We start from the raw sequence: 16,382 nt of genomic DNA, 5'->3' as shown, positions 1-16,382 counted from the left end.
GACGCGAGTTCTCGTCCGTGCCCTCATGGCTGCGCCGACCGCCGGCATGATGTCGCGGTGATCTTGATCAAGTCCGGGCAGGTCGGCCCTGTCGGATCCGTGGTCGGCGGATGAGCGGCGCGTGGTTCCCCACGGCGGGGCGGTCGCGAGCGGTATTGATCGGAGCAGGTGACTACGACTCCCCGGCGCTCGCCGCCATCCCGGCCGTGGTCAACAACCTGTCTGCGCTCCGAGAAACTCTGACCGATTCGACGCGCGGAGTGTTCGAACCGGCGCACTGCGCTGTCGCCGGATTGCACCGACCCACCTCGGTGGCCGAGGTCGGGTCCGCGCTCGGCAAGGCCAGCCGGGAGGCCGTCGACCTGTTGCTCGTCTACTACGCCGGGCACGGCCTGCTCGACTCCGGCGGCGATCTGCACCTGGCCCTGCACGACACGGAGCCGGACAACGCCGCGTACAGCAGCCTCGCGGTGTCCCGGATCAAACAGGATCTCGGCCAGGCCGCCGCCCGGGTGCGGGTGCTCATCCTGGACAGCTGTTTCTCCGGCCAGGCCATCTCGGCGATGGCCGGACCCGAGGCGCTGGTGGCGGGCCAGCTCCAGCTCAACGGCACCTACACCCTCACCTCCAGCCCGGCCACCAGGCCGTCCGCCGCCCCGCCGGGGGAGCGGCACACCGCGTTCACCGGCGCATTGCTGCGGGCACTCGCCGCGCCCAAGCCGCTGACACTGGACGAGATCTACCAGTCCGTGCGCACCGAGCTGCTCGGCCTCGGGTTGCCGGAACCACAGCGGCGGGGGACGAACAATGGGGAGCGACTTGCTCTCGTCCGAGGTGCCGGGAAGGGCGGATCATCCGAGCCGCCACCCCCGCCGCCACATCGCCGCCGTGGTGGGTTGCTGGAGCAGGTGCTCGACGACGCGAACCGCCAGTCGGTCGTGCTCCGAAGGGCACGGGCCGATCGCACCGAGGGCGCTCGGACATTCTCCGATGCCGGGACCGATGCCGGGCGCGCGCGGGTCGTCGAGTTCTGGCGGGCGGTCGAGATGTTCTCACCGCAGAAGGTCAAGCGGGTGAACAAGCGCGAGCTGCGCGTGCGGGTCGTGCCCGGCGAGCCGCTGCCCTGGCAGCCGGAGCACGAGCTGGCGAGCCGGAAGCTCACCGACAAGCAGGTCTGGCGGCACATGGTGTACCTCGGCGTGCACCAGATCGAGCCGGTGTTCGACATCCTGCACTCGGTCTTCGCGCCCGACGAGACCAGCTACGACGAGCGCCCCGGCGGGGAGAGCGCGCTGGCCGCGTTCGCCGTCGCCCAGGACGGGCGGGCGATCGTCGACTCGCAGGTGCTGTCCACCTGCGCCTGGGCGACGGGCAGGCTGCTCAACCCCGGGCCGGACGCACCCGGCTGGCTCACCGGGTTCGACGGCGTGCGCCGGGAGTTCGACCGGCTGTTCGCCGGGCTGACCGGCCCGGACAGCGACAAGGCCGGGCCGGGCAACGAGGACGGGCCGCCGGTCGACGACGACCTGCTCGCGTACTGCCTGCAGATGGTCGAGGACCTGGTGCGCCTGGGCGCCGCCGTGCCACACGGTGAGATCCGGATCGAGAGCATGATCGTCAGCAAGCGCAACGCGCACGGCGCCGACGGCCTCGACTTCCTCAACAGCATGATCGTCGAGGACCTGGTCACCGTCGCCGACCGGATCCGCGAGGGCACCGCGAGCACCGCATTGCGCGCCTTTCTACGGCCTGAGGCCCAGCTCGACCCGACGGCACGCGTGGACGTGCGCACCCGACTGGACGAGGTACTCGACGCGGTCGCGCCCGCGCGGCTGCCCCTGGGCCGCTGGCCTGCCGATCCGGCGCACGCGCTGGCCCTCGGGCAGCAGCTGGCCGTCGCCCGGTGCGCGTCGACGGCGGACGAACCGGGCGGCGTGCTCGGCGTCAACGGGCCGCCCGGCACCGGGAAGACGACCATGCTGCGCGACCTGGTCGCCGGTCTGGTCGTGCGGCGCGCGACCGCCCTGGCCGGGCTGCGCCGCCCCGACGACGCGTTCACCGGCGACACCGACACGTGGCAGACCGGCGACTACACGCGGCGGCTGTACCGGCTGGTACCCGGGATCACCGGCCACGAGATGGTGGTCGCGTCGGCGAACAACGGCGCGGTCGAGAACGTCACCGACGAGATGCCCGCCCGCGACGCCATCGACGACAGCTGGCGTGCCGCCGCGGCCGCGGTCGACTACTTCCCGGGTATCGGTTCGGCGCTGCTCGGCACCGAGGAGCGCGGGGCGAGCGAGGGCGCGGGTTGGGCACTGCTGGCCGCGCGGCTGGGGAACAAGGCCAACCGCGGCACCTTCGTGAGCGCGTTCTGGTACGGCCCGCGCGATGGCAGGCCGGGGATGCGGGTGATCCTCAAACGGTACGAGGAGAGCGGTCCCGAGCGCGCCTGGGCGGAGGCGGTGGCCGACTTCCGGCGCGCCCTCGCCGCGGCCGAGTCGGGACAGTCCACACGGCAGCGTGCCTACGAGGCAATGCGCGAGATTCCCGTAGTGACAGTGGCCTTGGGACAGTCCACACGCGACTTTGCTGCGGCAGAGCGGCGGGTGGCCGAGGTCCGGCAACTCCAGCAGGCCGCCCACGACACCGGACTCGCCTGGGACCAGGAGCTGGGTAGACAGGTGGACCTGCGGAAGGTGCACCAGGGCAGCAAACCCGGCTTCCTGGAGCGGCTGATGTCCTGGGGCCGCGTCACCCGGGAGTGGCGCGCGGCGGACTCGAAAATCGTCGAGCGGATCCAAGCCGCCGACCACGCCCGCGGTGCCGCGCGCCAGGAAGTGACGCGGTTGTCGGGTATCGCGGAGCAGCAGCGGGTGTCGGCGGCCCGCGCGGCCGAAGCCATGCGGCACGCCCAGGCGCGGTTGGACGCGGCGAACGAGGAGGTGTCACGAGCGCGGGCGCGGTACGGCGACCACTTCCCCGGCGACGGCTGGCACGACGACCGCGACCGCCGAGAGCTGGCCGCGCCGTGGAACGATCCGGAGTGGAACGGCGCCCGGACCGAACTGTTCCTCGCCGCCCTCCGCCTGCACAAGGAGTTCCTCCAGCACACCGCGAGCAAGCTGCGGAAGACACTGCACGGCGCCGTCGACATCCTGGAGGGCAGCGCGCCGCGGGACATCCCGGCCGCCGCGGCGTTGACCGCGTGGCAGGCACTGTTCCTGGTGGTCCCGGTAGTGTCGACGACCTTCTCCTCGTTCGCCCGGATGTTCCGACACCTGACGGCGGAGTCATTGGGCTGGCTGCTGATCGACGAGGCGGGCCAGGCGCCCCCGCAGAGCGCCGTGGGTGCCCTGTGGCGTTCCCGGCACGCGGTGATCGTCGGCGACCCCCTGCAGCTGGAACCGATCTGCGGCGTGCCGTTCCCCGCCGAACAGGCGATCCGCAACGAGTTCGGCGTCGCCCCGGAATGGCTCACCGGGCCCTCCTCGGTGCAGCAGCTGGCCGACCGCGTCACGCGGTGGGGGACCACCCTGCACGGCGAGGACGAGGACATCTGGGTGGGCGCCCCGCTGACCGTGCACCGCCGTTGCCAGGAGCCGATGTTCGGGATAGCCAACGACATCGCCTACGACGGGACGATGATCCACGCCGCCGACCCGCGCGGGGCGGCCGCGTTCGACGCCCGGTACCCGAGCCTGCCCGCGTCGAAGTGGATCGATGTCGTCGGGGAGAGCGCAGGCAGGCACTGGATCCCGGCGGAGGGCGAGCAGCTGGAGACCGTGCTGAAGGCGCTCGACAACCTGGGCTTCCCGATGTCCGAGGTCATGGTGATCGCACCGTTCCGCGAGGTGTCGAACGAGGTGCGCAAGGCGGCAGGCCGGTATACCGGCATGGTGGCGGGGACCATTCACACCGCCCAGGGAAAGCAGGCGGACATCGTCGTCCTGGTCCTGGGCGGCAATCCGACGCAGGACGGCGCCCGCGCGTGGGCGGCAGGCAGTCCGAACCTGGTGAACGTGGCGGCCAGCCGGGCGAAGTACCGTCTGTACGTCATCGGGAACCGGGCGCTGTGGTCGAGGCACCGCTATTTCTCCGTCATGTCCGAACGGCTGCCGTACTCGTCCCCGGGAGACCGGCGCACCAATAGGTAAGCCCCGCCACTCATAATGAGGGGCGGGGCCATGCCTGTTCGTTTTCAGTCTTCCTTGGCGCGTCGTTTTCGGCTTGCGAAGGCGAGCGCCGTGCCCGCGCCGAGTGCGAGGACGCCGAGGCCGATCAGCCACGGCAGACCCGAAACACCTGTGCTGGCAAGGGAACCGGACTGCTTGCCGCTCGGCGCCGGGGTGCTCGACGCCGGAGGTGGCACGCTCGTCGTCGGCGAAGGCGTGGGGGAGGGCGTGGTTGTCGGTTGCGGCTGCGGGATGTAGACACCGGCGTCGATGGTGTGGTCGACCTCGCCGGGTTCGTTCGGCGCCGTGACGGGCCCGAACCCGTTGCACAGTTGTCCGGTGGTCGGCGGGGTCACGTTGGAATCATGCACACGGTCGTCCCCGACCAACGGGAGGGTGAACCGCAGATCGGTGGCGGGCGGCTGCCCGGTGACCTTGTCGGTGTTCGCGGTGCAGACATTGAATTGCACCGTGTACTTGGCTCCCCGCGTCAGCTCGTAGGCCGCGCCCACGCCGCCGAAATAGTACTCGCCCGCCGCGTCGGTCCTGGTCGTGGCGACCTGCTTGCCGTCCGCGTCCAACAGGTTGATCGTGGCGTTCGGCAGCCGCACGTCACCCGGGTCCTGGATGCCGTTGTGGTCACCGTCGAACCACACCAGGTTGCCGATCTGAATGGGCGCGTTCGCCGTCTGGTAGGCGATGGCGCCGAGTCCACCCGACTTGCCGAAGCCGTTCTGGTTCGGAGCGAGGAACTCGTAGGCGTTGGCGGGTGCGTTGTTGCCGGGGCCCTGGCCGGTCTTGATGTCGTAATACCCGGTTCCGCCGGTGCTCACGTGAATCGTCGGGTCCATCTGGGTGCTGACGACCCACTGCTGTCGCGGGATATACGCGACCGAACCCTGCGCGGTCTCCTGATGCGGCCCGCGCGTCGTGGGGCCCTGCGGGGCGAAGTAGTCGCCGGCGAAGTACTCGACCACGCCAGGGCCTTCCTGACCGTTGTCGGTGTTGCTCGCGTGGTTCGGGCAATCCCCGGTGCCCTCCCAGGCATACCCGCCCGCGGGTTTGACGCAGGCCATGTTGATATCTCCACCGGAGAAACCGTTCTCCACGCTGTTGTTGCCCGGTCGGGGATCCAACGCACCCCAGGCCACCACGTCCATGAACCGGTCGCGGAAACCGAGGACCATCGACCCGTCCCGCGCGAAAGCCAGCGTGGCCAGCTGCGGCTGCGGATCTATCATCGCGCCACCGCCGTTCACGTCATGCTTGTCCCAGGTGGACAGAGCGGTGTTCCACGGGTTCCAGTGGTTGCCCTGCGCGCCCGCGGGAACGCCGACGAGGACCTCGCCGCGCCCGAAATCCAGTGGCTGGGTCAGCACCGTGGTGAATTGCGAGCCGTCATAGGCGTAGACGACGGCTTTGAGGTCGGCGCGGTTCTGGGTGCTTTCCGCGCTGCACACCCCGCCGACGTAGAGGGTGTGGTCGTGCGCGGTGACGGAGAACGGTCGCCAGTCGGTGAGCGCCGCGCAGCCCGGGTCGGGGATCGGCACCACGGTCCGGGGCGCCGGGGCGGTGTCGCCCGTCGCGTCGAAGGTGACCAGGGTTCGCGTCAGCAGGTTCACCGTGTACAGCGTGGAACCGTCCTCCGACAGGGCCAGTCCACCGAGACTCTCCTTGCCGGGCGCGCCGGTGAACCCGCCGTCCTTGATCATGTTCGCGGTGTCGTGTGGCGTCACCGCGGCGCCCGGCACCTTGGCGAACAGGGCAGGCGCGCCGCCGCCGTCGAGCGGCACGGTGTGGATCGCGTCGCCGCCGTCCGGCCCGTAGCGGGTGTGCCGCCGGGCGAACGCGCTCTGGAACAGCCGGTGCCGGTACTTGTCGTAGGCCACGCCGAACGTCGTGCCCAGCTGGGCCTGCGTGGCGAGCGTGGTCGGGCACGCGACGTCGGCGGGACACGTGCCCCGCGTGTTCACCCCGAACGCCACCAGCGCCCGGGTGTCGGTCCCGCTTGGTCCATTGTGGACCGGGATGAAGTACCGGGAGTCCGGCAGGGTGTAGTCGGCGGCGTTCCAGACCCCGGTGATCACCGAGTCGTTCTTGCCGTCGGACACGTCCACGAAGGTGGTGAAACTGTCGAAGTGGTTGGTCGCCGTCGACGCGGGCGCGGCGCGCAGATAGTCGCTGAAGGGCGCCGGAACGGTGACGTCGACGCGGTACCGGCCGCCGGTCAGCGGGGTGGACGGCGGTACCACGACCTTGCCGGTGCTGTCGGTGGTGCCGTTGACGTGATGGCCTTGCGGGTCGGTGACATCGACTTTCATGCCGTGTTGCGGCACATCCATCGTCGCATTGATGACGCCGGTCCCGAAAAAGTCTCGTAATACCTGGACGGTTAACGTGCCGTCCGCGGCAGCGGCGGCCGTCCCGGTCGTGATGCCGGTCATCGCGCTGCCGACGAGTAACAGAACCGCTGCTCCCGCTCGCGCCGGTCTGCCGACAAACGCCGAGGTCGTCCGGGTCATTGCTCTCCCCCTTGTGGAAGTCGCCGCGAACCGACCCAGATAACCAGAATGCCGTCTCTTCGTGTGCGGGCGTTCGGGTGAATCATCCGGGTGAATTCAACGGCCTGTTAACGTCCTGCTGTGTGTGGAGCATCCGAGTTCGGCGGCCTCTCTCGTGGAGTCGGCGGTCGACGCTGGTCATCATCGGTTTCGCCGCCGTTGTGATGGTCGGCATCGGCGCATTCCTGATGGTCGATTCACGTTCTACTCCGAGTGGTCCACGGCCGTTGACCTCGGACGAGGTGAATCGGCTTGCGATCACTCGGTTTCTCAACTACCAAACGGGAGGCCGCGCGGTGACTATTACCGTGCCGACCACCGCGGGCGGATTGGCCATCACCGGATCCGTCGACTACCGCGCCGGACTCGGCTACGGCGTGGTGCACGGCACCGGGCGCGATACCTCCAGTGACGGATTGATCCAATGGACCACCGCCGCCGTCTTCATCCACCCGATGGCGGGTGCCCCGGCAGAGGCTCCGGCGACACCACCCGGGTCCGGCTGGCACAACCGTCCACTGAGTACGACCGGCAGTGCGCTGGACAGCTCGCTGCTCATCGCCCTCGGTCTGGGCAGCGACCGGCCGGACAACGCGGAACTGTTGCCACAGAACGGCGCCGTCTGGATCGGTGACGACCAGGTGGCCGGTCGCCACGTGGACATCATGGCCGGGCCGGGCGCACGCGCCAAGCCCGGCACCACGGGCAATGTGCGCTACTGGGTGGACTCGGACGGCACAATGCACCGAGTGCAGGCCGATGTCGCGTCCGAGACGAAGCCGGTGGTCATCGACTTCGACACCCGGCCGTACGTCCCGGTGCAGCCTGCACCGGGAGTTGCCCCGACTCCGTAGTGCACGAGTAGTTCAAGACATTCGCACCGACGCACGATCGGCGAGCAGCGACACCGACGGCAGCGGGACACTCGCGACGTCCGGCAGCTCGGGGATCTCCGGGACGACGGTCGGACCGACGGTGGCGGCGTTCGGGAACTGCGGCTGCGGGGCGGGCGCCGCGACATCGGTGAACGGAATACCCCGAGGCGGCTTCGGAGTGACCCAGGTGGCAGACGGAGATTGCTCCGAGGCCGGGCACACCGCGGTCGCCACCAGCTGGGCGGGCGCGGTCGTCGTGAGCTCGTTGCCGTGCAGGCAGTTGCCCCGGCCACGGGTGGCGGTGGGGAACGTCCAGCCCACGTCGACACCGTTGGCCGCGAACGCATTGTCCACGACCTGGTTGTCGTTGGGCGGTATGTCGGCGGTCGCGGTGATCACCAGCCCCGCGGTGGTGTTGCCGCCGACCCGGTTGCGGACGAACTTGTTCTCGCTACCGCCATCCACGCCGATCCCGATACCCCAACCACCATCGGCCTGCTCGGGCGTCTCGGCCTGCTGGTTCTCCGAGACCAGATTGCCCGCGATGAACGCCCCCTGCTGCGGGAGCAACTTCTCCTGGTGGTCGGAGTTCGTCGTGAGCCCCACCCGGTTGCCGACGAACCGGTTGCCGACGACGTACATCTCCCCGCTGGCGTTCGTGCCCTCGTACCCGACCGCGTTCAGCTCGGCGACGTTGTCCCGCACCACGATGCGACAGGGCTTGCACTGTCCCACATAGATTCCCGAGTCGGGGGAGCCCGACGCGTACGAGTGCTCGATGACGCCATTCTGCGCAGAGAAGGCGTAGATGCCGTACAACCCATTACGGGTGGCGGTCACATGGGACACCAGGAACGATTTCAAGAGCGCGACCGGTTCGTCTCCGGTGTCATAACCACCATCCCCGGGCGACTCGCCCGCCGCCTTCGCCGAACCGGTGACCAGAACCCCGTTCTGGGTGTTGTTCCGCACGGTCAGGTTCTGCACCGCGACCCCGGGCGCGGTGACCACAATCCCGTTCGCCTGCCGCAACTGCCCATCGACGACAACCCCATCCCGAGACTCCCCGCGAACGGTGACGTGCTCCGTACCCACCCTGACCGACTCACGGTAGACACCCGGCGCGATCAGCACGAGATCCCCAGGCCGGGCAAGCAACACCGCGGCGGACACCGTCGGCGCGTCGGCGGGAACCCGGATGGTCACGTTCACACCCTCCGGCCGCTTGCCATTGCCCGATCCGTCGTCCGCGCCGCAGCCCGCCAATGCGAGAACCGGCACCGCCAAGACCACGGCAAGACCGAAACGAGGCATGCCCCCAGTGTGGCACGCCCACCGGATTCGCCCGCGATAGGTCGAATGTGGCACTCTCCGGTGGTGGGCCGCTCCGCACGACCATCCCGCCGCACCTTTCTCGGCACCACGTTGTCCGCCGGGTTCATCGCCGCGTGCAAACCTGATGGCGACCAGTCGGAATCTCCGGTGCCGATCGCCCCGGTATCGCCGACCGGCCTTTTCCAAGTGGGCATCACAATCCCCCAACAGGCCCAGTCCAACCTGCTGGCCGTGACACTCGACGTCGACAATGACGTACCCATCGGCCCGCTCCTGGCCGAACTGGGCGAGACCATCCGCGCCCTCACCGCAGGAACCGACCCCCGATTGCTAGGCCTATCCCCAGGCGACCTCACCGTGACCATCGGCATCGGCCCCCGCCTCGTCCGCATGGCCGACCCAGCCCTCCCCGGCACAACGGACCTCCCACAGTTCCCCCACGAACAGATCACCCCCCAAGCCCGCGGCGGCGACCTACTGATCCAAATCTGCGCCACCGACGCGGTAGTCCCCCCAATCACCGCCGCCGCCCTGCTGACCCAAGCAGGCAACCGCACACAAGAACGCTGGCGCCAGTCCGCCCACCGCGGCTCAACCGTCCCACTGGGCCAAGGCCGCACCGCCCCCCGCAACCAATTCGGCTTCATCGACGGCATAGTCGGCCCACACACCCCCGCCCAACAACAACGAAACCTGTGGCTACCCGGCCCACCCCCGGTAGCAAACGCCACCATCGCCGTACTCCGCCGCATGGAACTGGACCTCCCGCGCTTCGCGGCATTACCAGTCGCCACCCAGGAAGCGATCTTCGGCCGCCGCCGCACCGGTGAACCGCTATCAGGCGGCACCATCACCACCGACCCGGACCTGGGCGCCAAAACCCCAGACGGCCGATACTTGATCCCCGCAGACGCCCACACCCGCCGAGCCCACTCAACGGCGGTAGGCGTCGGCCTCATGCTGCGCCGCTCCTACAGCATCGCCGAACCGACCCCCGGCCTCCTTTTCATCAGCTTCCAGAACGACCTCCAAACCTTCACCGACACCCTCACCCACATGACCGACGACGACGCCCTACTGCCCTTCACCACAACCACCGCCAGCGCGACCTTCCTGATCCTCCCCGGATTCGACCAAGCCCACCCCCTGGGCGCCACCCTGTTCCACCGGTAGCCCATCGACCCGACTCGACCGAGAAACGGCTGTAGGCGGCCGTGACGGAACCCTTGGACGAACACCCCAAGTCGACAGCAAGCGCTCGCACCCCGCCCCGGTGCCCACGCAACTCGACCTCCGCGCCGTCCCCGACCACCGGACCGACCCACACCGACCGCCACGACCGGATTCTTCGATCCTCGTGCACCACCGCGGCGCAAACCCGATCCTCGGTAGGAAGTTCGACCACGGATTCACGCTGGAAGTCCTACGTGCATCGCGTCCCCGCGTGCGTGGCGATCACGATGTTGTTCCCGTCGAAGCTCAACCCGGCCGTGGCGTCGGGCCTGCGCACTGACGCTATGTGGGACTGCGTGTCGCGCTTCCACGCGGTGACCAATCCGTCGGCACAACCCGCGACGCCATATCCCTCCACCACGACCAGACAGAGAACAGTGGAGGCAGTGGTGAAAAGGGGCTCGTCGCGGCCGTGCTGGAAAACCCGCCCCATATCGTCGGAGAAGAACAGCGAGCCTGCGCAGCCTGCGAGCGCCACGGTAGGTGACCCGCTGCGCAACCACACGGGTACGCCCAAGGCACAGGTGACCAGACCTTCATTGCCTGCGACCGACAAACCCGACTGTCCCGCGTCCCAGTTCAAGGCGTTGACGCCACCGACCCGGGGTCGCAGGCAGGACAACTGCCTGCTGGTGGCCAGATCCCACAACCGCACCGTGCCGTCCTCACCGCCTGTGGCGAGCGTTCGGCCATCCGGCGAGGTGGTCAGGCCGTGGACCAGCCCGGGATGTCCAGCGAACCGCTCGGTGCTGATCACCGGCCCAGTATGTCGGGCGGACCCGGTCCAGCCGAGACGAATGCGCAACGCCGCCACCGCTTTCGATCAAGCAGGCCGGCTACCGGCGGTCGAACGACCATGTCGAACTCGGTTCCCGACCACGCACAACCGCACTGCATCGCCCGGCAGCACCACAATCAACCAGCCACAAGACAGTGAACGGCCCGCCGCCTACGCAGAGTATTGGCCGATAGGCCGAATGGGCCAATTGCGCCTCCGTGTGTGACAGCTCGTCGGTAGTGCACGATTACAGGTGACGACCACAAGTACCTCCCCGCTGATCCACCCGGAACGGCGCGTTACCCCGAAGGGCAGTCACCCGTGGCCCAGCTCCCCGAGCACGACGCCGTCCTGCGCGACAAGGTGCGCAGGCTGATGGGGGTGCTCCGCAGGCTGGCGGTGGCCAAGTCCAAGCCCGTTCTCAAGATCAGCGGCTACCAGTCGCACCTGCTGCTCGCCGACGCCGCCAGACACATCACCGTGCGTCCCGCCCTGGGCCCCGAGGACGAGGTGCTGCGGGCGGAGCGGATCGTCCTCGAACCGGAGCCGCCCTGTCCGCGGGAAATCCTTCCCTGGGTGCGCCGGACGTCGGGTGCGCACAGCGCGCCCGTACTGGTGGACGCTCGGCTGCTCCCCGGCGACGAGGAACGGACTCGGGCGGTCGACGTCCCGGGGCTGGCCGCGGCCTTCGAGCGGTGGTCGCGAGAGTGGCAGGCGTGGGCTGTCGAGGACCGGTTGCGCAGGCCGCGGGCAGAGGTGCACCAGAAGTTGTTCGAGCTGCACCGCATGGCCAGGGAACGGCCCGAGTCGGTGGAGTTGGTGTTGGCCGCCGGACTGCTGCACGCACCGGGGGACGAGGGGGAGCGCGAGGTCCGCATCCACCTGATCACCCAGTCGGTCATCGTCGAGCAGGACCCCGCGACCGGGGACATGGTGTGCGCGCTCGCCCCGGGCAGCGCGATCCGGCTGGAGGCCGAGGAGCTGCTGGCGGGTCTGCCCCTGTTCGACCAGACCGGCAACGTGGTGCTGCGCGACCGGCTGTTCGAGTCGGTCGCCTCGCCGCTCGACCCGGCCCTCGCCCCCTACCTCAAGGAGTGGGCGGACCGGTCGCTGACGACCAGCCACAAGGTGAGCGATGAGTGGACCCTGCCCATGGGGGAGACGACACGGCTCGCCGTGACCCCGTCGCTCGTCGCCCGGCAGCGCGGCGCGTTTGCCCTGCGGGAGTACTACGACGCCATCACCAAGTCGTTGGCGGACGACGCCACGCCCGTACCGCTCGGCTTGGCGCAGCTCGTCGAACCGTTCGAGCCCGGCGAGCGGCTGAGCTGGCTGGAGCGCAACGGTGGCCTTGGCGCTGCGGAACTGGCCGAGGACCCGCTGTTCCCGTTGCCCGCGAACGAGGATCAGGCCGAGATCATCAACCGGCTCAGCCACGACAGCGGGGTCGTCGTGGAGGGGCCGCCGGGGACCGGCAAGACGCACACGATCGCCAACCTGGTCAGCGCCCTGCTCGCCCGCGGTCAACGCATCCTGGTCACCGCGGAGAAAGCCCAGGCGTTGCGGGTACTCCGCGACAAGCTCCCGCACCAGATGCGCGACCTGTGCGTGTCGTTGACCGACAGCTCGGCACGGGGGAACTCGGACCTGACCCGCAGCGTCAGCTCGCTCGCCGGGACGTGGGCCGACTTCAACCCGACCGCCTCCGCGCGGACCATCGCCGACCTGTCCGCCCGACGGACGGCGGCCAGGTCGAACCGCGCCGCTGTCCTGGAACGGATCCGGGCGCTGCGCGAGTCCGAGACGTACCGGCACCCCGACATCGCCCCGGAGTACGGCGGCACGCTCGCCGACATCGCCAAGCTGGTCGGCTCGCGCGCGGAGACCGACGGCTGGGTTCCCGGCGCCGTGGTCGGGGATCTGCCGTTGGACCCAGCCGAGCTGGTCCGGCTGACCGACCTGGTGCGCACCGATTCCGAACAGCGCAGGTCCCGCCGCGGTCAGCAGATCCCGCCCGCGGACACGCTCCCGTCGGACACCGCGGTCGCGAACCTGGTCGCACAGGTGGAGCGCGGCGACGTGGTGAACGCCGCGGACGGCAGCGGTCTCGTGGCGGTGCTCGCCGAACTGCCTGGGCAGGCGCTGCACGAGCTCGACACCGCGTGCCTGGCGGTGACCGAGGCCAACGCGGAGCTGCGGGCCGCGCCGACGGACGTGGCGTGGGCGACCGGCCTGGTGGACACGCTGCTCGGCGGGACGTCGCTGGTGCTCTGGCAGCGGGCGGCGGGCCTGCTGCCCTCGATCGACACCGCGATCGAGCTCGACGGGCAGATCGGGTTCACGCCCGTGGCCGTGGCCCCCGCTGTGGATCCCGAGTCGGCCGCGGCCGTCTACCAGCGCTTCGCCGCCGCCCTCGGTTCGGGCAAGTCCGTGCGCAAGCTGTTCAAGAGCGACGAGCAGAAAGCCGTCGAGGCGATCGGGCAGGACGTGCTGGTCAACGGCGCGCCGGTGACCACCGCCGAGGCTGCCGCGACAGCGGAGAAGCACCTGCGGGTGCTGGCCGTGGCCAAGGTGCTGGCGTCCGGGTTCGCGCCCCTGGGGTTGGAGATCCCGCTGGGGCTGGAGCGCACGTCGCTGGTGGAGCGCCTGCGCCAGATCAAGCACGTGTGCACCCTGGCGGCGAACGCGCTCGCCGCCAAGGTAGGTCTGGACCGGCCCCTTTCGACGTTGCCGGTGCCCGCCCGCCCGCGGGCGACCTCGCTCGACACCCTGGACCTGATCGCGTCGGTGGCGGCGGCGGTCGCCGCGAGCAACCAGGCAGCGCTGGCCAGGGCTGAGCTGAATCGGCTCGCCGACGGCGTGGTGGCGGCGGTGCCCGTGGCCGCCCGGCCTCCGGAGCTGGAGAACGCCGCGACCGCCCTCCGCGAGCTGGACACCGGGGGCTACCGGGCCGCCATGGTCGACCTGGAACTCGCCCGGCATCAGCAGAGCGACCAGACCCTCAACGACCGGCTGGCCGTCCGCCTGCGTACGGCCGCACCGGCGCTGTACGAGCACCTCACCGAGACCGTCGACGACCCGTGCTGGCGCGACCGGCAGGCCCGCTGGCCGCACGCGTGGGCGTGGTCGACCGCGCGGCAGTGGATCGAGGAACAGAGCAGGCCGGGCCGCGAGGCCGAACTCGACGCGGACCTGGACAACGCCACCCGCGAGATCGCCGGGCTGACCGCCGACCTCGCCGCGGCGAAGGCGTGGAAGGCCGCCATGGAGCGGATGACCGCGCGCCAGGTGCAGGCCCTGCAGAGCTACCGGTCGTCGATCGCAGGCGTGGGCAAGGGCACCGGCAAGTACGCCGAACAGTTCCGTCAGGCCGCCCGCGAGGCGATGGCCGTGGCGCAGGAGGCCGTGCCAGCCTGGGTGATGCCGGTGCGGCAGGTGCTCTCCTCGATCCCGCCGACGCCGAACGCCTTCGACGTGGTCATCGTGGACGAGGCCAGCCAGGCCGAGCTGACCAGTAGTTTCCTGCTCTGGCTCGCGCCCAGGGTGATCGTGGTCGGCGACGACAAGCAGTGCACCCCGTCGGAGATCGGCGCGGGCGCGCTCGATCCGATCTTCCAGCGGCTGGAGACCGAGCTGCCGGACGTGCCGCGCTACCTGCGCGCGGACCTGACCCCGAGGTCGAGCATCTTCTCCATGCTGCGCTCGCGGTTCGGTCAGATGGTGCGGCTGCGCGAGCACTTCCGCTGCATGCCGGAGATCATCAACTGGTCGTCGAACGAGTTCTACCGCGACGCCCCGCTGGTCCCGGTCCGCCAGTTCGGCGCCGACCGACTTCCTCCACTGCGCACGACGTACGTCGAGGGCGCCTACGTCGAGGGCGGCAACGCCACGCTCACCAACCCGCTTGAGGCGGCGGCGATCGCGGACTCGATCATGGCGTGCCTGGCGGACCCGGCCTACGACGGCAAGACCTTCGGCGTGGTGGTGCTCCAGGGCCAGAAGCAGGTCGAGCTGATCAACTCCCTGCTGGGCGAGCGAATGTCCACAGCGGAGTGGACCGCTCGCGGGTTCCGGGTCGGCACCCCACCGGACTTCCAGGGCGACGAACGGCACGTGGTGTGGTTGTCGTTGGTGGTCGCCCCGGAACAGAACTTCGCCCCGTTGACGCGCGACGAGTACCAGCGCAGGTTCAACGTGGCTGCTTCCCGAGCACAGGACCAACTGTGGCTGTTCCACTCGGTGACCGCCGACCGGCTGCGCGCCTCCGACCTGCGCAACTCCCTGCTCACCTACATGCTGGGCACCGGAACCGCACCACTGCCCGATGCACTGACCGGTGTCTCCCCGGACCAGCGGCACACCTCGTTCGACTCATTGTTCGAGCAGCGCGTGTTCCTGGACATCACCGCCCGCGGCTACCACGTGACCCCACAGGTGGAAACCAACGGCAGGCGCATCGACCTGGTGGTGACCGGCGCATCCGGCAAACTAGCCGTCGAATGCGACGGCGACGCCTTCCACACCACCCCGGAACAACGGGCAGCCGACCTGCAACGCGAACAGGAACTCAAACGCTGCGGCTGGACATTCTGGCGTGTCCGGGAGTCCCGTTACTACCTGGACCGCGCGGCGGCACTGACCTCTCTGTGGTCCACATTGGACTCCCTGGGCATCGCCCCGCACGTCGACCGAGCCAATCCGGACCGGGTCGCCTGGCAGCCCACGACCACAGCAGGAGAAGAACCGGAAGACGATTTCCCGGACACGCTCCAGCTCACAGAACCGATCACGACGACAGGAGAGCCGACCTCGAACTCCGAGCCGCTCACCCTGTTCGTTTCCGACCAGCCCGCCCCGTTCATCTCCGACCCGCCCGCCCTGTTCGTCCCCGACCCGGCCCCGGTGCCCGTTCCGCCCCCGGGTGACCTGGCCGCGGCACTCCTGCGGCAAGCCGAGTCGGCGCCGCTGTCCACCACCCAGGTCGCACAGGACCACGGCATCAGCACCGCCGCCGCCAGGGAAACCCTCACCGCCCTGGTCGCCGCAGGCCGGTTGATCAAGACCGGCCAGACCCGAGGCACCCGCTACGTCCTGCCCCCGTCCTAGACACCCGCCAGCGGATCACATCGACAGGATAGGTCCAGATCGGGAAGCAAGTGGTGCGACCCAGAACGTCGACCATGTCTCGACCCGCCCACGACGTGCCTGACGGCACCGCCGGAAACGACCAAGTACATCCAGTACGAGGCCGTCCCGGCGGCACCGCCAGCCACGCCGATACACGCGTTCTGGGTCGCACCACTAGGTTGCCCACTGGACGCCATAAGGCATGCCAGGGTTCAGCGAGTGGAACCGGAGGTGGATTTCGCCCGCGCTGTCGACCTGGTGGTGTGTGGTTTCGACGAACTCACCTTGGCTGAGACCT

Annotated in this window: 7 protein-coding genes; 4 read left to right on the top strand and 3 right to left on the bottom strand. The window is 69.5% G+C overall.

Annotated features, from left to right (window positions below; translation table 11 throughout):
* Positions 1-110 precede the first annotated feature (110 nt).
* The gene (locus tag C503_RS39315; RefSeq protein WP_018682882.1) at positions 111-4,157 is read left to right on the top strand and encodes a caspase, EACC1-associated type; all 4,047 of its coding nucleotides are present in this window, start codon (positions 111-113) and stop codon (positions 4,155-4,157) included.
* Between the two features lie 44 nt (positions 4,158-4,201).
* Here the strand turns inward: C503_RS39315 and C503_RS0114215 are convergent, their stop codons facing one another.
* Complete coding sequence (locus C503_RS0114215) at positions 4,202-6,517, bottom strand: SdrD B-like domain-containing protein (RefSeq protein ID WP_245572483.1); 2,316 nt, start codon at positions 6,515-6,517, stop codon at positions 4,202-4,204.
* 515 nt (positions 6,518-7,032) lie between these two features.
* On the opposite strand from C503_RS0114215, the gene C503_RS0114210 reads away from it, so the two are divergent.
* A complete protein-coding gene (locus C503_RS0114210) occupies positions 7,033-7,590 on the top strand; it encodes a hypothetical protein (RefSeq protein ID WP_245572482.1) in 558 nt (185 codons plus the stop codon).
* Positions 7,591-7,602: 12 nt separating this feature from the next.
* Here the strand turns inward: C503_RS0114210 and C503_RS0114205 are convergent, their stop codons facing one another.
* Complete coding sequence (locus C503_RS0114205) at positions 7,603-8,925, bottom strand: right-handed parallel beta-helix repeat-containing protein (protein ID WP_026316297.1); 1,323 nt, start codon at positions 8,923-8,925, stop codon at positions 7,603-7,605.
* A 168-nt stretch (positions 8,926-9,093) separates the two neighbouring features.
* Here C503_RS0114205 and C503_RS0114200 point away from each other — a divergent pair, with 168 nt between their 5' ends.
* Positions 9,094-10,119: a Dyp-type peroxidase gene (locus tag C503_RS0114200; RefSeq protein ID WP_245572481.1), complete on the top strand. Its 1,026-nt coding sequence runs from the start codon at positions 9,094-9,096 to the stop codon at positions 10,117-10,119.
* A gap of 250 nt (positions 10,120-10,369) precedes the next feature.
* Here C503_RS0114200 and C503_RS0114195 read toward each other — a convergent pair whose 3' ends face one another.
* The gene (locus C503_RS0114195) at positions 10,370-10,936 is read right to left on the bottom strand and encodes a WD40 repeat domain-containing protein (protein WP_018682877.1); all 567 of its coding nucleotides are present in this window, start codon (positions 10,934-10,936) and stop codon (positions 10,370-10,372) included.
* Positions 10,937-11,278: 342 nt separating this feature from the next.
* Here C503_RS0114195 and C503_RS39310 point away from each other — a divergent pair, with 342 nt between their 5' ends.
* Positions 11,279-16,063: an AAA domain-containing protein gene (locus tag C503_RS39310; protein ID WP_018682876.1), complete on the top strand. Its 4,785-nt coding sequence runs from the start codon at positions 11,279-11,281 to the stop codon at positions 16,061-16,063.
* Positions 16,064-16,382 lie beyond the last annotated feature (319 nt).

It is taken from the genome of Actinokineospora enzanensis DSM 44649 (assembly GCF_000374445.1).
Taxonomy (GTDB): Bacteria; Actinomycetota; Actinomycetes; order Mycobacteriales; family Pseudonocardiaceae; genus Actinokineospora; species Actinokineospora enzanensis.
This window is presented reverse-complemented; position numbering and strand designations above follow the sequence as displayed.

Bases quoted from the DNA above. Each gene is read 5' to 3' on its own strand.
- C503_RS39315 (WP_018682882.1), top strand. From the start codon at position 111: ATGAGCGGCGCGTGGTTCCCCACGGCGGGGCGGTCGCGAGCGGTATTG.
- C503_RS0114205 (WP_026316297.1), bottom strand. From the start codon at position 8,925: ATGCCTCGTTTCGGTCTTGCCGTGGTCTTGGCGGTGCCGGTTCTCGCA.
- C503_RS0114215 (WP_245572483.1), bottom strand. From the start codon at position 6,517: ATGGATGTGCCGCAACACGGCATGAAAGTCGATGTCACCGACCCGCAA.